Source organism: Pseudoalteromonas tetraodonis, assembly GCF_002310835.1.
Taxonomy (GTDB): Bacteria; Pseudomonadota; Gammaproteobacteria; order Enterobacterales; family Alteromonadaceae; genus Pseudoalteromonas; species Pseudoalteromonas tetraodonis.
In genome coordinates this window covers 626361-643896 of the sequence record NZ_CP011041.1, presented here as the reverse complement: position 1 = coordinate 643896, position 17536 = coordinate 626361, and the positions used below count along the sequence as shown (strand labels likewise).

At 38.8% G+C, this 17536-nt stretch carries 13 protein-coding genes and 5 tRNA genes; 9 read left to right on the top strand and 9 right to left on the bottom strand.

Annotated features, from left to right (window positions below):
* Positions 1–243: 243 nt before the first annotated feature.
* From PTET_RS03010 to PTET_RS02990, 5 genes are all read right to left on the bottom strand, one after another.
* Positions 244–319, bottom strand: a tRNA-Phe gene (locus PTET_RS03010).
* Between the two features lie 40 nt (positions 320–359).
* A tRNA-Thr gene (locus PTET_RS03005) sits at positions 360–435 on the bottom strand.
* A 59-nt stretch (positions 436–494) separates the two neighbouring features.
* A tRNA-Phe gene (locus PTET_RS03000) sits at positions 495–570 on the bottom strand.
* Positions 571–609: 39 nt separating this feature from the next.
* Positions 610–685, bottom strand: a tRNA-Thr gene (locus PTET_RS02995).
* Between the two features lie 72 nt (positions 686–757).
* Positions 758–833, bottom strand: a tRNA-Phe gene (locus PTET_RS02990).
* Between the two features lie 306 nt (positions 834–1139).
* Between PTET_RS02990 and PTET_RS02985 the strand changes: the two genes are divergently transcribed.
* Positions 1140–3923, top strand: coding sequence for an ATP-binding protein (locus PTET_RS02985; RefSeq protein WP_096038172.1), 2784 nt, complete (start codon positions 1140–1142; stop codon positions 3921–3923).
* 58 nt (positions 3924–3981) lie between these two features.
* Here PTET_RS02985 and PTET_RS02980 read toward each other — a convergent pair whose 3' ends face one another.
* Both PTET_RS02980 and mutY read right to left on the bottom strand, forming a co-directional pair.
* The gene (locus PTET_RS02980) at positions 3982–4254 is read right to left on the bottom strand and encodes an oxidative damage protection protein (protein WP_013464143.1); all 273 of its coding nucleotides are present in this window, start codon (positions 4252–4254) and stop codon (positions 3982–3984) included.
* A gap of 33 nt (positions 4255–4287) precedes the next feature.
* Positions 4288–5349, bottom strand: a complete 1062-nt coding sequence (gene mutY / locus PTET_RS02975; RefSeq protein ID WP_090494637.1) for an A/G-specific adenine glycosylase — start codon at positions 5347–5349, stop codon at positions 4288–4290.
* Positions 5350–5499: 150 nt separating this feature from the next.
* Between mutY and trmB the strand changes: the two genes are divergently transcribed.
* The 4 genes from trmB (at position 5500) to arcA (ending at position 10257) form a co-directional block, all read left to right on the top strand.
* Positions 5500–6225 (top strand): tRNA (guanosine(46)-N7)-methyltransferase TrmB, encoded by a 726-nt coding sequence (gene trmB, locus PTET_RS02970; RefSeq protein WP_024601262.1) that lies wholly within the window; start codon positions 5500–5502, stop codon positions 6223–6225.
* A 36-nt stretch (positions 6226–6261) separates the two neighbouring features.
* Complete coding sequence (locus tag PTET_RS02965) at positions 6262–7287, top strand: methyltransferase (protein WP_024601261.1); 1026 nt, start codon at positions 6262–6264, stop codon at positions 7285–7287.
* Between the two features lie 183 nt (positions 7288–7470).
* Positions 7471–9075, top strand: coding sequence for an ATP-binding protein (locus PTET_RS02960; RefSeq protein WP_024601260.1), 1605 nt, complete (start codon positions 7471–7473; stop codon positions 9073–9075).
* A gap of 459 nt (positions 9076–9534) precedes the next feature.
* Complete coding sequence (gene arcA / locus PTET_RS02955) at positions 9535–10257, top strand: two-component system response regulator ArcA (protein ID WP_096038171.1); 723 nt, start codon at positions 9535–9537, stop codon at positions 10255–10257.
* A 7-nt stretch (positions 10258–10264) separates the two neighbouring features.
* Here the strand turns inward: arcA and arcB are convergent, their stop codons facing one another.
* Entirely contained in the window at positions 10265–12583 is a 2319-nt protein-coding gene (gene arcB / locus PTET_RS02950) for an aerobic respiration two-component sensor histidine kinase ArcB (protein ID WP_096038170.1), read from the bottom strand.
* A 207-nt stretch (positions 12584–12790) separates the two neighbouring features.
* Here arcB and folE2 point away from each other — a divergent pair, with 207 nt between their 5' ends.
* From folE2 to PTET_RS02930, 4 genes are all read left to right on the top strand, one after another.
* Positions 12791–13711: a GTP cyclohydrolase FolE2 gene (folE2, locus tag PTET_RS02945; RefSeq protein WP_024601258.1), complete on the top strand. Its 921-nt coding sequence runs from the start codon at positions 12791–12793 to the stop codon at positions 13709–13711.
* 102 nt (positions 13712–13813) lie between these two features.
* On the top strand, positions 13814–14410 hold the full coding sequence (locus PTET_RS02940; protein WP_024601257.1) for a DUF2726 domain-containing protein: 597 nt from the start codon (positions 13814–13816) through the stop codon (positions 14408–14410).
* Between the two features lie 109 nt (positions 14411–14519).
* Positions 14520–15227, top strand: coding sequence for a 5'-methylthioadenosine/S-adenosylhomocysteine nucleosidase (gene mtnN, locus PTET_RS02935; RefSeq protein WP_016900621.1), 708 nt, complete (start codon positions 14520–14522; stop codon positions 15225–15227).
* The gene (locus tag PTET_RS02930; protein WP_024601256.1) at positions 15228–16190 is read left to right on the top strand and encodes a cobalamin biosynthesis protein CobD/CbiB; all 963 of its coding nucleotides are present in this window, start codon (positions 15228–15230) and stop codon (positions 16188–16190) included.
* 39 nt (positions 16191–16229) lie between these two features.
* Here the strand turns inward: PTET_RS02930 and tyrS are convergent, their stop codons facing one another.
* Positions 16230–17429: a tyrosine--tRNA ligase gene (gene tyrS / locus PTET_RS02925; protein ID WP_013464134.1), complete on the bottom strand. Its 1200-nt coding sequence runs from the start codon at positions 17427–17429 to the stop codon at positions 16230–16232.
* Positions 17430–17536: the final 107 nt, after the last annotated feature.

Genomic DNA, 17536 nt, shown 5'->3' with positions numbered 1-17536 from the left:
TGACTTTACATAACATTACATACTTTGCGATGAAATTATAAGTGCCGTAGATACGCCAAGTATTAACATATTGATCACAAATTAATAAACAATCTAATTTTTAGTCAAAAAAGCTGAATAAAGTTCTCAAAGCGGTACGAAAAGGACAAAGGGACTTACTGTTTATGACATACAGGAAAAATAGAGCAGGGTAGAAAAAACTTAGAAACAAAAAAGCCCCGCATTAGCGAGGCTTTGTATAAATGGTGCCTCGACCCGGAATCGAACCAGGGACACGAGGATTTTCAATCCTCTGCTCTACCAACTGAGCTATCGAGGCACTTAAACAGTGCAATAGTTAAATTAACTATTTAAATAAATGGTGCCGACTAACCGAGTCGAACGGTTGACCTACTGATTACAAGTCAGTTGCTCTACCAGCTGAGCTAAGTCGGCACACTAAACTGTGTGCTAAGGCACTTTATCAATTTTAAAGATTGATAACTTTTAATAAATGGTGCCTCGACCCGGAATCGAACCAGGGACACGAGGATTTTCAATCCTCTGCTCTACCAACTGAGCTATCGAGGCACTAAACAGTGCAATAGTTAAATTAACTATTTAAATAAATGGTGCCGACTAACCGAGTCGAACGGTTGACCTACTGATTACAAGTCAGTTGCTCTACCAGCTGAGCTAAGTCGGCACACTAAACTGTGTGCTAAGGCACGCGTAATAATGTTTAATCTTATGATTTGAAACACTATTACTTTAATAATGGTGCCTCGACCCGGAATCGAACCAGGGACACGAGGATTTTCAATCCTCTGCTCTACCAACTGAGCTATCGAGGCACTTAAACAGTGCTAATTAAAAATGTCAACGGATTTTTAATGCAATTCCCAGCTAGCTCTACTGACTGGCTATCTGGGCGTGCGGCGTATTAAACGAGTTTTGCCCCTACAAGTCAACTTTTTTTTTATTCTTTATAATCGTTTGAACGGTTTTCAAACAACTCGAGGCTATTTTCGTTAATACAGTGTATTTATCCAACAAAAGAGTTTAAAAAACGTAGTGAATTATTTTTTTTAGGTGTTACGATTGAATAATAACTTTCGGTACAGGCTTACCGTTTTAATAATAAGACCACAGGAAAACTCATGCAGAGCAAGCCCTCTTCAGCAATAAAAGGCCTACTACCTTTATTCTTAGTTAGTAACCTTATAATAACCGCATTATTTGTAGTCGCCTTTGTGCTTTATTCACAAAGTAATGCTGATAACAATGCATCTGCTCCAACCTCTACTTTATCGTTAACAAAACTTGCTGAGCGTCTTGATCAGCCTTTAGCAGAAGCATTAACAATATACGAGCAAGACAAGGTCACGCAATTACTCGATATGACCACCTTACTCAATGATGATTATAAATATACGCTCCACCGTTTTAATGCCAATAATCAAGCCGAGTTAGTTTATAGCAATAACAGTAAAGCAATTGCGCCTTTAGCTGTTAATAAACATATTAAAGAACAAAATACTCTTCATCATTTAATCTCATCAGAGGGGCAGATAATTGGAGAGCTTATTATTAAGCAAACACAGCCCTCAGTTACACCATCAAATCAACACTCACCACTAAATGCCTATGTTGTAGCCTTTGCTGCACTGGTGGTGCTGTTTGTATTAGCATTCATGTTGAATAAATACATTAACAAGCGATTACATAAAAATACAGATTCACTTACTCAAGAACTAAAAGAAATTACGCAAAATGATAACTATCAAAGCACCCTAAATGAGCAACTAGAGGGTGGTTTAGAAACGGTAGCTCAACAAGTTAATTTATTACTCAAAAAGGTGAGTAAGGTTCAAGCTGACGATCAAGCGGCAAAAAAAGAGTTAAAAAAATTACAAACAAGCCTTGAAACAGAAGTACAAAGCAGAACCTTTGAGTTAGAGAAACAAACGCAAAAAGCGCTAAAAGCCAGTGAAACTAAAACCACCTTTTTAGCCACTATGAGTCATGAAATAAGAACACCAATGAATGGTGTAATCGGTACCATTGATTTACTTCGTCAAACAGAACTTGATGGTGCACAGCAACGTTTAAGTACAATTATTCGTGAATCTGCATTTTCGTTACTCAGTATCTTAGATGATATTTTGGATTTTTCTAAAATTGAAGCAGGAAAGCTCAATATAGACCCGACTCCCTTCTCTGTTGCAGATACGCTAGAAGAAGTCGCAAAGGTGTTATCGTCTGTTGCAAAAAACCGTCACCTAGAACTCGATTTATCAATTGCACCGGATATTCCTAATAACCTTATGGGCGACTCAGTCAGGGTTCGCCAAGTACTTTATAACTTATGTAGCAATGCCATTAAATTTACCAGCACTAACGGCTCTACTCAAGGTAGGGTGAAAATATCGGTTGAAGTTGCACACAACACTGCCGATCATTTTACACTCCGTTTTTGTGTAGTTGATAACGGTAAAGGAATGAGTCAGTCTCAATTAAGGAAAATATTCAGCCCGTTTACTCAAGCTGAAAGCTCAATTACCCGAGAATTTGGCGGTACAGGACTTGGGCTTTCAATTTGTAAAAGCTTAACCGAGCTAATGCTTGGTACTATACATGTTACAAGCCATGAGGGGATTGGTAGTGAGTTTACCGTTGAACTGCCTTTTTCAACGGCAGGTAAAACTGAATTTGCTCATAAAAATACACTCAATAATAAACATGTTGTTGTTGTTAGTGACAATGCTGAACGCGGCAAGGTAATTTATCGTTACTTGTCATTCATGGGTGCCAAAATAACCTATGCCCATGAGCAAAAAGATATAGAAGATCATCAAGACACAAAGGATATTATTTGGGTTGTTGATGGTATTGACGACATGAGTAGCATTAGCACTTTGCTAAGAAGTTTACTTTACTCACTAGAAGATAATAATCAGCAAATGGTGGTATTAAGTAAGCTAGATGAAGCCGTTATTAATCATAAAAATATTTTTTATATTAATGCTTCACCACTGTGCAAATCTAACTTTATGCTTTCAATTTTGGTTGCGGCGGGCTTACATAAACCTAAGCAAATAAAAAAAGCTAAAAGCATGAATCATTACTTAAATTCAGAAGAAGCACTCGCTGCGAATAGGCTTGTTTTATTGGTAGAAGATAACTTACTAAACCAAGAGGTACTTACCGAGCAGTTACACATATTAGGGTATAGTGTGGAAGTAGCGAATAATGGTGAGGAAGGCATAGAGATGTGGCGTAAAAACAGCTATTCGCTCATCCTAACCGATTTACATATGCCGAAAATGTCTGGCTACGATATGGTTGAAAAGATTAGAGAAGAAGCAGCACTGTTAGAAGCAATCGACGCCCAACCTTATATTATTGCTGTAACAGCCAATGCCTTAAAAGGCGAAAGAGAACGCTGTTTAGCTGTGGGAATTAATGACTTTATAACTAAACCGATTGAGTTAAATGCGCTTGAGGACATATTAAATCAATGGAGCGATTTAGATAATAAACAGCCAAAACAAATTAGCTCAGCTGAAAAGCCAGCCATGCCTATTAACATGGAGTCTGCCAACAAATATATAAATGGCGATGATGCTAAAAAAATTCGCTTCTTTAAAATGTATTTAGAGCAAAGCCAAGAACAAATTAAATCAATCAACTTTGCGGTACTACAGAAGAGTCAAAGTGAAATTATAGCTGCCTGCCATCAATTGAAATCTATATCAAAAACAGTGGGGGCTAATATTGTGGCTGATTTAGCGCAGTCATTTGAGGATAAGTGTAAGGCTGATGAAATCAATGCCGATGAGTTAATTGAGATGAGAGATGAGCTCGAAATTGAATATTCAAGAGCAGCACAATTTTTAAAAGAACAAATTAGAAACCACGATCAACAAGATGACTTGATTTAACTAAACTGTTCATAGGTATGCACAACAAAAAAGGGCTTTTATAGCCCTTTTTTAACGATTATTTTTCTACTGGCTTATAGCCTTCAATCTCAACCTCTTTTCCTTCAAATAAAAAGCCAACCATTTGCTCTTCTAAAAAGGTACGATGTTCTGGGTCCATCATATTTAAATGCTTTTCATTGATCAGCATCGTTTGTTTATGCTGCCACTGTCCCCATGCTTCTTTAGATATATTATTAAAAATCTTTTCGCCAATTTCCCCAGGATAAAGTTGAAATCCAAGGCCTTCAGCTTCTTTTTGTAACTTTTGACAAAATACAGTACGTGCCATGATTTATTCTCTCTAACGCTAAATGCTGCTAGTTTAACCTATTGGGCTCATTTGTTTAACCAACTTTTTAGTCGGTGCAGCTAAACCCACCTCTATTGATTGATCAAGTGGATACCATATTAATTGCTTGTCGTTCACCACATCAGGGATTTGCTGAACATTGAGCACATGTGGGTTTATGGTTAGCTCAAAATGTGAGAACACATGGCTAAAAGGCGCTAATATCTCAAGCTCACTTTTTAGCCCTTGCTGTGCTAAAAAAGTATCGAGCTCACTGTGCTCATTAAATTCAAAAAATCCAAATAATCCCCCCCAAATGCCACTACTTGGGCGTTTTTCCATGAGTACTTTGTCGTTATGTTTAATAATTAACTGATGACAACTTTTTTTAGGCACTGCTTTTTTAGGTTTAGAATGTGGGAACTCTTTAACCTTACCCGCATTAAAAGCACCACATTGTGTTTTTAACGGGCATGCTTCACAGTCAAAACGACTTCGTGAACAAAGGCTTGCCCCTAAATCCATCATAGCTTGATTAAACTCAGTCACATTATTTTTAGGGGTGAGTTGTTCACTTAAATGCCACAGCTGATTTTCTACCTTTTTGACGCCATACCAACCTTCAACCATGAAAAATCGTGCAAGCACCCTTTTTACATTGCCATCAAGAATAGGATGATGCTGCCCCAAAGATAAAGATAAAACAGCACCCGCAGTAGAGCGCCCTATTCCGGGTAAATCCATTACCTCTTCAAGCGTGCTGGGAAACTGGCCTTGATATTTGTCTCGCACTATTTTGGCCGTTTTATGTAAGTTGCGCGCGCGTGCGTAGTAACCTAGACCAGTCCAGTGATGCAGAACCTGATCTTCATCAGCATTTGCTAAAGCAATAATATCGGGAAAGCTTTGCATAAACTTTTCGAAATAGGGAATAACAGTCACAACTTGGGTTTGCTGCAGCATCACCTCAGACACCCATACTTTATAAGGTGTTTTAGCTAATTGCCATGGCAATGTTTTGCGCCCATGGAGATGATACCAATCAACTACTTGGTTAGAAAACCAATCAGACTGCTGCTTTTTTAAATCCAACATATTTACTTTTTTACTAATGCTTAATGGCGGCTCAGTCTATTGTAGTTGTTGAAAAGATCAAGCTATAACGCCCTAGAGCTTGTCAACCCCGCGCGGGTCAGGGATAATACGCAACCATTTTTAAACACATTGTTTTGTCAGGCCAATAATATGAGTGAATCAAGTAACAACAACCTTGAGCAAGCTAAGCAAGAAGGTAAGTATATCCGCACTATTCGTAGTTTTGTAAAACGCGAAGGCCGATTAACCAAAGGCCAAGCCGCTGCAATCGAAAAATGCTGGCCAACAATGGGGCTTGAGCATAAAAACGGCCTGCTTGATTTAAACGCAGTATTTGGCAATGACAATGATGTAGTGTTAGAAATTGGCTTTGGTATGGGCAAGTCATTGGTTGAAATGGCAAAAAACGCACCACATCTTAACTTTATCGGTATAGAAGTACATCGCCCAGGCGTTGGCGCGTGTTTAATGGATGCCGACGAAGCAGGCGTTACTAATCTTCGTGTATTTGAACACGACGCCGTTGAAGTCCTTGCAGATTGTATAAGTGATGAAAGCTTATCGACCTTACAATTGTTCTTCCCTGATCCATGGCACAAAAAGCGTCACCATAAGCGCCGTATTGTACAAACTGAGTTTGCAGAAAAGCTACGTTCTAAATTAAAAATTGGCGGCGTTTTTCATATGGCAACCGATTGGGAAAACTATGCAGAGCATATGCTTGAAGTAATGCAAGCAGCACCTGGTTACAAAAACCAATCAGAGACTAACGACTATGTACCTCGTCCTGATTTACGTCCGCTGACTAAATTTGAACAACGTGGCCATCGTTTAGGCCATGGCGTATGGGATTTAATGTTCGAACGTACTAAATAACCGTTAATTAAATAATCAAGTAAGGTAAAGCCATTTATGAGCGTATTAACCAATCCGAGCCTATTATTACTTCGCAACAGCGAGGAGCTAAAAGGTAAATCAATATTGGTGGTCAACTTTGTTCAAGATGGCTTTTTAAATGAGCTAAAAACGCTCAACCCACAAAGTAAAATAACGGCTTTTAGCTATAACCATGCAAATGGTGAATTTGCTAAAAACATATCGGGTATAAATGTAGAAGTTAATCACACGATTAGCGCCGGTGAATATGATTTAGTAATTCTTTATTACCCCAAGTCTAAGCCCGAGCTATTAATGGCATTAGACAACATACGCGCAGTGATAAGCAAAGAAGCTGAGCTGCTAGTCGTTGGCGAAAACAAAAGCGGTGTAAAATCAATTGAAAAGCAACTCGCCAATAAAACGGCGTTCAGTAATAAAATTGACTCTGCAAAACACTGCGTTTTATATTCATTTTCAGAAATAACCCTGAATTCAACATTTGATATTAGTACTTACCACAAAGAGTTTGTGGTCAACGTAAGTGATATTGAATTTACTGCTGTAAGTATTCCTGGCGTGTTTAACCATGGCGGCCTTGATGCAGGCACTAAAATGCTATTAGAAAATGCACCAAATATAAAACACGGTAACGTTCTTGATTTTGGTTGTGGCGCGGGGCTTATTGCTACGTTTTTAGGGCTAAAAAATCCGGCTCTTACATTTACATGTAGTGATGTAAGCGCACTGGCTGCCTATGCAACAACACAAACGCTTAAACTTAATAACGTTAATGGTGAAGCCGTACTGAGCGATGGTTTAAACAGCATTGCAGGTAAGTTTGATTTAATTATTAGTAACCCACCATTTCATACCGGTATTGCGACCGACTACACAGTGGCCGAATCGTTTTTAAATAATGCCAAACAGCACCTAACTAAAACAGGTAAGCTCACTATTGTTGCTAATAGCTTTTTAAAATATCCACCTATTTTAGAAGCCCAATTTGATAGTTATCAAACGGTGTTTAAGAATAATAAGTTTGCTGTATACAGTAGCTAAAACTTATTATTAATCCCCTATCAAAACATAAATATGCGGTATATTAGCCGCATATTTACTTTATTACGTAGATTAACTAAGAATAAATAGTGTAATTAAGCTAATCTTTTTTCTTCACTTTTTCCTGTTTTTGCTAAACTAGTATTTATTACACTCACAATTGACACGGATGACCCTCTCGCAATGCCTAAAACTGTAGAGCAAAATAGCATTCGTAGCATATTGTTTAAAACCATCATGCTTATAACAGCCATCTGTTTGCTATTATCTCTTTCTATTTCTACTTACTTAAGTACACAAGAGCAAAAAAAGCAGCTCATTAGTAAACTTGTGCTGGTGTCAGAGATCATTGCCTTTGATGCAATGCCGTCATTACTAAATAAAAATAGACCTGCAGAAGAAAGGCGGTTAAAGCTTCTTCAACAAGTATCATCGGTTACAAACTTACATATTTATGCGCTAGATGAGCAAACAAATAAACCAGTATTTTTTACCAGTTTTAATGCCCGAAAATCGCCACCTGTTCCAATCAAAACAGACAGTATTAACGACTTTATAGAACCCCAAGTAGGTGATGAGTTTATTGAGTACATTACTCCAATACTCAATAATGATCAGTTACTGGGTTATGTGTATATTAGGGGCAGCTTGGATAACTTAAATAAGCTTATCACTAAAAAAATTATAATTGATATTGCCATTATCGCTTTAATACTTATCTTCATCTCTTTGATTATTTTAAGGCTACAAAAAAGGATAGCCAGCCCAATAGAAAACTTAAGCTTGTTACTGCAAAACATAGCTAAAAATCATAACTACTACGCCCGGGCGCCTTTAACAAACTTAACTGAAATAACCCGGCTTTCTAACAGCTTAAATGTAATGCTGGCGCGAACACAAAGACAAATAGAGCGCCACGAAGAAGATAAAAAAGAAATTAAGCTACTAAACTCAAATCTTGAAGAAAAAGTAAGCCAACGAACCATCGCGCTCAGAGAAGCAAATAAAGAGTTACTATCTACACTTGAAAAGATGCACCAATACCAAACTCAAATTGTCGAAAACAAAAAAATGGCTTCATTAGGGCAAATGGTGGCAGGTGTAGCTCATGAGGTAAATACCCCTATAGGGCTTGGGATCACCGGTTCTACTTTACTAAGGGATAAACTCGCGGAGCTACAAATTAACTTTCAAAATAAGTCATTGACTGCCAGTCAATTTGAGCAATTTACTAACGATGGCATTGAAAACTTAGACCTCATCTACAGTAGTTTAAACCGTGTCGCAGAGCTTATTTCTAACTTTAAAAAAGTGGCCGTGATTAAAGATGATGAAATCACTAGCACAGTTCACTTACAGCAGCTCATAAACGATACATTATTGTCTATGGGGCAAGAGTTAAGAATAAAAAATCCTAAAGTTCTTATAAATTGTCCAGCAGATTTAACCGTTGAAAGTAAAAAAGGGCCACTGCAGCAAGTTTTCCATCAACTAATTTTAAACTCCCTACTACACGGATTTGTAGCTGGCGGTGACAATGTAGTGCAAATTGATATTGTGGCAACAAACACAAAAACACAAATTACCTACACCGACAACGGCCTAGGTGTAGAGAGCAACATAAGAGCGAAAATTTTTGACCCCTTTGTTACTTCAAAACGCGGTCAAGGAGCCAGTGGATTAGGCATGCATTTAGTTTACAACTTAGTGACCCAGGCTTTGGCTGGAGAGATTGTGTTAGATACTGAGTATCAATCAGGAGCACGATTTATTATTACGCTATTTTAAAAAGTGAAATAAATCCGTTGCCTGCTCTTGAATTACGACTTTATGACCATACTAAGACAGCACTCATTGAACAGTTGTACCATTAATGCTGTATTTTCACACAATTAATGAACTTAATTGTGTTTAACATATCACATACATTGATGAAAAATTGTAAAGTGATATAATTCCGTTTTGAATTAGTCTGATTATTTTAAGTATCTTTAGGTGGTTGATGGATGTATCAATTATTAAAGGGAAATGGCTTCGACTTTATAATTCAAATTATACATCCAACGTTAAGTATCAATTAAGCCGCGGTTTTTAATAATACGTCAAAGTAGGTTTGGGCGCGCAGCTGTTTTTATCTAATTTGTTTTTACTTGTTAACATTTAGATATAATCCTATAATTCTAGTAGTCGGTTTTGATGATCACACCGATTTTAAAATAAAACACACTCCAAAAAGGTTAATTAAAAATGCAAACGCCAGTCATTCTGATCGTAGAGGATGAAGACGTAACTAGACTAAACCTCGTTAGTTTATTTGAAGCCGAAGGTTACAAAGTTATTGAAGCCATTGATGGCGATGATATGCATGATAAGCTTACAAATAACGATGACGTCAATCTTGTAGTTATGGACATCAACCTGCCAGGTAAAAACGGGCTTATTTTAGCTCGCGAATTACGCCAAAAACGCAAAGTTGGTCTTATTTTCTTAACAGGCCGTGACAACGATGTAGACCGTATTTTAGGTCTTGAAATTGGTGCTGATGACTATATTACTAAGCCTTTCAACCCGCGTGAATTAACTATTCGTGCTCGTAACTTAATTACGCGTACTGCATTAGGTGGTGAAGAGTCTGCTATTGAAACAAATGGCGTGATCACCTTTAACGGTTGGGAACTTGACGAAAACAGTCGTTGCCTTACTTCTCCAAACGGAGACGCGAAACGTCTACGTCTACCTAAAGGCGAATACAGAGCACTGCGTTTAATGCTTGACTCTCCGGGTCGTATATTTAGCCGTGAGCAACTAATTAAACACATGACTGGCCGAGAGCTCCGCGCTAACGACCGTACGGTTGACGTAACAATTCGTCGTATCCGCAAACACTTTGAAAGCGACAACTCAACATCTGAGTTAATCAGCACCATCCATGGTGAAGGTTACCGTTTCATTGGTAAAATCGACAGCTAATTAGTTATTACTCTAATTGCTGTAAAAATAAATGAAGGGCCTGTTGTCCTTCATTTATTTTATCTGTTAACTCCTCAAGCCACACAGCTAACACTTCATCACTTTGCTCCAGCGCCCCATGCTCCATTTGCTTTGCATGCAACTGAACATCATTAAGACCCACCGAACCAGCGGCACCTTTTAATTTGTGCGCAACCGATTTGTACTCTTCTCTATCAGCAGCGTTTAACGAAGCTAATAGCTCTTGTTGGTACTGCGGATTTAGCTTTGCGAACAACTGGCTACTGCGTTTAAATACTTCAACGCCCATCGAATTTACAAAGTCTTCAATGGTTTCAATATCCAACAAGTCAGTATTAATTTGATTTAATAACGCTTGATTGACCACTCGTTGAGGAGCCTCGGTTTGCGCTTGCTTAATGCCAAAGAGTTCAGCGAGCATATTATCTAACTTGCTTGTGTTTATTGGTTTAGCTAGTGCGCCTTGAATAGATATACCCTCAAGCTCTTCTTCAGCACTGCGTACATTGGCCGCTAATGCCACTATTGGTAGCTGATCAAAATGACTTTGAGCACGAATTTGTCTTGCCACTTCGTCACCATTAATATCAGGCAACTGCATATCAAGTAATACTAAATCTAAGTCATCTTCAGTTTCGACAAACGATAAAGCATCTTCACCCGTTTCAGCCCACAGCACTTCGTGTCCACGTTGCTCTAGTAGGTTAGTGGCAATTTCAGCATTAAGTGGCACATCCTCCACTAATAAAATATATAAGCTACGGCCAACATAACTATGTTCGGTAGGAGCACTACATAAATTCAGCGGAATTTGTACCGTAAAGCAACTGCCCTCTCCTGGGGTACTATTAACCGTTATTGTGCCTTTCATTGCGCTTACTAACGCTTTGGTGACAGCTAAGCCAATACCTGAACCTATGGCATTGGTGCCTTTAAGATCTGGCGCTTTATAGTACATGTCAAAAATGCGTGTTAGTTGCTCTTGTGGAATACCTTCACCGGTATCGAGTATTTTAATAATAAGCCAAGGGCCATCTTCACGGTTTTCTCTGGCACAATCTAAGATTACGCTCCCTTGTTGAGTAAACTTAACGGCGTTATTAATTAAGTTCCACACCACTTGGCGTAAACGAGTCGGGTCAAGCAAAGCATATATGTCAAGCATGCCAGAACGCTTCACTTCAAACGAAAGCTCTTTTTGCTCAGCAATAAGGCCTGCAAAGTTAACTACATCGTTGATAAAGTCCGAAACATTAATTTCGTTGGCGGCAATATCTAACTGCTCACGGTCAATTTTATCTAAATCTATAATATCGTTAAATATGTTACCTAGCGTTTCGGCGCTTGAAAACACGGTATTACACCAACTGCGTTGCTGTTTGTTTAATTCGGTATCCAGTAGCATGCGCGTTAAGCCCACAATACCATTAAGCGGTGTGCGTAACTCATGGCTTAATGTGGCAATAAATTTCCCTTTATCTTTGTAAGCTGTTTCCAGTGCCTGCGCAGCTTCTTTACGACTGGTAATATCACGGCCAAAGGCTAGTAGACCAATGTAATCGCCCTGCTCATTTATAAAGGGGAGTTTTCTGAGTTCAAACCACCTAATTTCACCGTTTACTGAGTACTCCACATCTATAGTTAAACCTTGGTGAGTGCGCTCAACTTGCTCATCGGTTCTGAGTACTTCTGATAAAAAGTGGCTTGGGAATATTTCTTCTGCGGCTTTACCAATAAGTTCACCACTGGTTTTGCCCATTACCTCTTCAAACATTTTATTACAACCGGCAAATACCCCGTTGTTATCGCGGTAATAAAATAAATCCGGCGAGGAGTCTACTATTGAGCGCAGTAACATGCCTTGCTGTGCGAGTTCTTGTTGTGTTTTTTTACGCTCTGCAATTTCACGCCTAAGCTCTTCTATTGCTCGGTGTTTGGCATGAAAAGCCATTTTACGTTCGTCAATTTCAATATTTAAGCGGTTAATATTGTCTTTGAGGGTTTGATTTAAAAGCTTCTCTTGTTTTGTGGCACTATCTAAATAAGCATAAGAGGCATCAAGTTGCCGAATAGAGTTTAATAATATGCTGATAACTAAAGGAGAAACAACCGAGGTAAAAAATACCACGGCGAGTATATCAACCAAGTTTACTTCGCCTATGGCAACGTAATAAAACATACTTGATAAAACCAGCGATATTGTCAGTAATAATGCATAGCAAATAGCTGCAGTTTTAAACTCACCAAAACGAGTTATTGAACTGGAAAGAACTCGAACCCACGGGTTCAAAGAAGAATCAGTCATATATCAGTTTTTCTCTTAGCTAAATGCTTAGGGTCTGTTGACCTTTCAAGGTTAAAGGCTAATTTTAGCATTTTCTATCAGCTATTTTCATGTTGTGCGACAAAAACAATAAAATTTCATGTTTGGTGTTATTTGCTGCATTTCAGCAAATCTTTATTTAGTGTAAAATGCGGCGTTTTAAATATTGCAAATAACGAGTAACGTATCATGCAAAAAACTATGCCAGATATTGCTAACACGGCTGCCGCATTACAAACAGGTAAATTAGACTGGGTAGGTATGGGCGATATAGAGCTGCCTTTTATTTTTGAATCTCTTGATTTAGCTCCAGTTACCGTTAATGCAAAAGCACGCGCCTTTGTTAATTTACACAAAGAAGATGCTAAAGGCATTCATATGTCGCGACTATTTTTAGCGTTGGATCACCTCTCAACTGAGCAACAGGTCAATCCACAAACCTTAGCACAAGCCTTAGATACCTTTATCACCAGTCATGAAGGCTTAAGTGATAAAGCACACATTGAATTTAAATTTGAATTGCCGCTACGCCGTAAGTCATTACTTAGTGGTAAAGCAGGTTGGAAAAGCTATCCCATTGTACTTACCAGCACTATAAATCAAGGCGTTATTAGTTTTGAGCTCAGCGTTGATGTGACTTATTCATCAACTTGCCCCTGCTCTGCAGCACTGGCTCGCCAATTAATTCAAAACGCATTCAGCGAAAAGTTTTCTCAAGAAACACTCACTCAATCAGAAGTTTTAGAGTGGCTTGGAACAACTCAAGGCATTGTAGCAACCCCGCATTCACAGCGTTCAATTGCTAATGTTAAAGTTAAATTAGCAAATAACATTAAACAGTTTGATGTGGTTAACTTAATAAACTTACTAGAAGATGAGCTAAAAACACCAGTACAAGCTGCGGTAAAACGTGAAGACGAACAAGAGTTTGCTCGCTTAAACGGTCAAAATTTAATGTTTTGTGAAGACGCAGCACGAAAAATTAAAACGACGTTAGAGTCAAAAGAGTTTAGCGATTACTTCCTGCAAATTAACCATTATGAGTCTTTACATGCTCATGATGCAGTTGCGATTGCCGTAAAAGGTATTGAAGGCGGCTATAAAGCATAATAGTGCTCATCCCCATTCGTTAATAAAACAACCATAACAACTATTTGGGCACATAAATTGCTTTAGAAAAGCAGTGTCAATTTGTTGTTATGGAGTTACCGTATGGAATTCGCTTTATTATTAATATTAGTGCTAGTTATTGGGGCATCTGTCGTTGCGTCAAAATTTAATGATGACGGCGGAAACCCTTATCCTTTTACTCGTAAGCAAAGTGTATTTACCCAAGTAGAAGGGGCGTTTCTGAATTTATTAGAGCGCGCTGTTGGCGATCAATATAAAATTGTTAGTCGCGTTAAACTAATCGATGTGATTGACTGTAAACAAGGCCTGTCTGTTAAATCTAAACGTGCGGCAATGGCTAAAGCAAAAAATAAGCAGCTCGACTTTGTTTTAGTAGATAAAGAAAAAATGACCATAGTGGCTGCGGTTGACTTAGTTAATAACGCCAATAAAGATGGCCACAAAGCACAGCGCGACTGGTTTGTTAATGGCGCATTGGAAGCCGCAGGTATTCCACATATTCGTATGAAAGTGAAGGCAGGCTACCGCCCAAGCGAAGTACGCGATGCAATTATGTTTAAATTAGGTAAGCCAGCGGCATCTAAACCATCACGACCTACGCGTGCTAGAGTTCATAAACCTGCGGTATTGTCTCCTTCTCAAGCAAAGGCACAATCAACAGCCCTTGCTGAAATATAATCAATAAGTTTATAAAGTGCGGGCTTTTTAAGCTCGCATTTTTGTTTGTTTTACCCCACGTTATTTTTTGCAGTATAATCACCGTATTCAAACTCAGGAATTTAACACTATGAATGTTGGTATTATTGGCGCAATGGAGCCAGAAGTTAAAATTTTGCGCGAGGCGATGCAAAATCCACAAGTTTTAACCAAGGCTGGTTTTACTTTTTACACAGGCGAGCTTGCAGGCAATACCGTCACTTTAGTGCAATCAGGTATAGGTAAAGTCGCTTCGACAATCGCAACCACATTACTTATCGATAACTTCAATCCAGATTGTGTTATTAACACTGGCTCTGCCGGTGGATTCGACCCATCACTAAACGTTGGCGATGTAGTAATTTCATCTGAAGTACGTCATCACGATGTTGATGTAACAGCGTTTGGTTACGAAATTGGCCAAGTACCACAAATGCCAGCAGGTTTTACTGCTCACCCTAAACTTGTAGAAGCAGCCGAGCAAACAATTGCACAAATTAGTGAAGTAAAAACCCTTGTTGGTTTAATTTGCACTGGCGACTCGTTTATGTGCGACCCTGTTCGTATTGAAAAAGCACGCAGTGACTTCCCTACAATGCTAGCAGTAGAGATGGAAGGTGCATCAATTGCGCAAACGTGTTTTGCACTTAATACACCATTTGTTGTTATTCGCTCAATGTCTGATATTGCAGGCAAAGAGTCGCCGCAATCATTTGAAGAATACTTAGAAACAGCCTCTATAAATTCATCAAAAATGGTCGTAGCTTTACTTGAGAAATTAACGGCGGTTACGCTGTAAATGCTCAATAATATTGTTCAAAATCATTTGGACTTTATTGTATTTATTTGTGCGCTCCTTGCTGAGCGCTTTTTACCTTTAGTAAGTTGGTATCACCCTAACCACATACTCTCTGCTATTTTTAGCGCTATAAGCCAGCGTATTTATAAAAAAACAGACACCAAGCAATATCATTATTTAGCAGCCTCAATGGCAAGTACGCTTATACTTAGTACTGTGCTTATTATTGTAGTTTTACTGCTTCAGCTTGCCTTTTACCCCGAGCTGTTATCAGGTCTTATTTTATATTTATGCCTAGAAAACAGTAGCCTGAATAAAAAAGCGATACGCATAGCTAGGCTAGTCAAAAAAAATCAAAAATCGACAGCACGCGAATTATTAAAGCCACTAGTAGCCCGTGAAGTTAATGCACTTTCAAGCCCCGGGATCATTAAAGCCATTATGGAAAGTGTCATACTTAGAACGGCGCGTCATTACTTTGTGGTAATTTTCATATTTTTAGTATTGGGCCCCGTCGCCGCTCTCGCCTATCGTTTAATCACTTTAATTCAACAGGCGTGGCGAAGTGATATAGCCCCAAACAGCTCTTTTTTGATGCCGCTTAAACTGGTTCTTTTTATTGTTGAGTACATTCCCATACGTTTACTCGCGCTGACAATTGCCTCACTAAAGGCCAGTAAAAAAAGCATGCATTATATTAAGCATTATGGCCGACACTTCTATCAAACCAATACAGGCTGGTTACTTAGTGTGTGCTCTGCATCTTTGGGGGTACAACTTGGTGGGCCTGCTATTTATAATACACAGCGTTTTAATAAAATGCGTGTCGGTGTAGAGCGTCTTCCCAACGCCGATGACATACCACAACTACTCAATACACTTAACCAAACTCGCTTTTTTTGGCTTCTGATTATTATTAGCGTTGAAATTATTAAGGCTGTTCTCGTTTTTAAGTTCGCATAAAAAAACCAGCCGTAGCTGGTTTTTATAATGTCCGCAGTTTTAAGCTACGGTGATATTTGCAAATTTGCGTTTACCTACTTGGTAAATAGCCGTTGTGCCTTTTACAATTTCCAATTTGGTATCTGTAATTTTGTCTTCGCCGTTTAGCTTTACAGCACCTTGTTTGATCATCCTCATGGCTTCTGAGGTACTCGCCACTAAGCCCGCTTCTTTAAGTAAGTTAGCGATTAAAATTGACTCTTCATCAATATTAACTGTCAGCTCAGGGATTTCATCTGGCAAGGCTTTTTTCTGAAAACGCTGGATGAAGTCATCATGAGCAGCTTGCGCATCAGCTTCACTGTGAAAACGCGCAATTAGCTCTTTAGCTAATTCAATTTTAATATCGCGCGGGTTAGTACCCTGCTCTACACGCTGTTTTTGCGCTGCAATTTGCTCGATAGAAAGGCTACTTAACAAATCGTAGTAACGCCACATAAGTACGTCACTAATTGACATGATTTTACCGAACATATCTGAAGGCGTATCAGTAATACCAATATAATTACCGAGTGACTTCGACATTTTCTGAACGCCGTCAGTTCCCTCAAGTAAAGGCATCATTAATACTGTTTGTGGTTTTTGACCTTCATCTTTTTGCAGCTCACGACCCATTAATAGGTTAAAACGCTGATCGGTGCCGCCTAGCTCAACATCTGACTCTAATGCGACTGAATCCCAGCCTTGCACCAGTGGATACAAAAACTCATGAATCGCAATCGATTGACCGCCAGCATAGCGCTTTTTAAAATCATCACGCTCAAGCATACGCGCCACAGTTTGACGCGCGGCTAATTTTATCATCCCCGCAGCGCCTAATTTCTCCATCCATGTAGAGTTAAAAGCGACGGTTGTTTTAGCCGGGTCTAAAATTTTGAACACCTGCTCTTTATAGGTTTCGGCGTTGGCAAGCACGTCATCACGTGTAAGTGGTTTACGGGTCACATTTTTGCCCGTTGGATCGCCAATCATACCGGTAAAATCACCAATTAAAAAAATAACCTCATGACCTAAATCTTGAAAGGTTTTCATTTTATTAATGAGTACAGTGTGACCTAGGTGTAAATCTGGAGCCGTAGGATCAAAACCAGCTTTAATTTTTAGCTTTTTCCCCGACTTTAATTTTTCAACCAACTCATCTTCAATTAATATCTCTTCTGCACCGCGTTTTATCTCTGCTAGAGCGGTTTGTAAATCCACTGTGTGTTACTCCAAAAAATTCTGACAACGAAGGGGGTGTAATATGCTCACGGTTTATTGCTAGCGCGTTATCACAAAGCAAATAAAACTATTTAGCTAACATAACA

Coding starts and splice junctions, on each gene's coding strand:
- PTET_RS02985 (WP_096038172.1), top strand. CDS start 1,140: ATGCAGAGCAAGCCCTCTTCAGCAATAAAAGGCCTACTACCTTTATTC.
- PTET_RS02980 (WP_013464143.1), bottom strand. CDS start 4,254: ATGGCACGTACTGTATTTTGTCAAAAGTTACAAAAAGAAGCTGAAGGC.
- mutY (WP_090494637.1), bottom strand. CDS start 5,349: ATGTTGGATTTAAAAAAGCAGCAGTCTGATTGGTTTTCTAACCAAGTA.
- trmB (WP_024601262.1), top strand. CDS start 5,500: ATGAGTGAATCAAGTAACAACAACCTTGAGCAAGCTAAGCAAGAAGGT.
- PTET_RS02965 (WP_024601261.1), top strand. CDS start 6,262: ATGAGCGTATTAACCAATCCGAGCCTATTATTACTTCGCAACAGCGAG.
- PTET_RS02960 (WP_024601260.1), top strand. CDS start 7,471: ATGCCTAAAACTGTAGAGCAAAATAGCATTCGTAGCATATTGTTTAAA.
- arcA (WP_096038171.1), top strand. CDS start 9,535: ATGCAAACGCCAGTCATTCTGATCGTAGAGGATGAAGACGTAACTAGA.
- arcB (WP_096038170.1), bottom strand. CDS start 12,583: ATGACTGATTCTTCTTTGAACCCGTGGGTTCGAGTTCTTTCCAGTTCA.
- folE2 (WP_024601258.1), top strand. CDS start 12,791: ATGCAAAAAACTATGCCAGATATTGCTAACACGGCTGCCGCATTACAA.
- PTET_RS02940 (WP_024601257.1), top strand. CDS start 13,814: ATGGAATTCGCTTTATTATTAATATTAGTGCTAGTTATTGGGGCATCT.
- mtnN (WP_016900621.1), top strand. CDS start 14,520: ATGAATGTTGGTATTATTGGCGCAATGGAGCCAGAAGTTAAAATTTTG.
- PTET_RS02930 (WP_024601256.1), top strand. CDS start 15,228: ATGCTCAATAATATTGTTCAAAATCATTTGGACTTTATTGTATTTATT.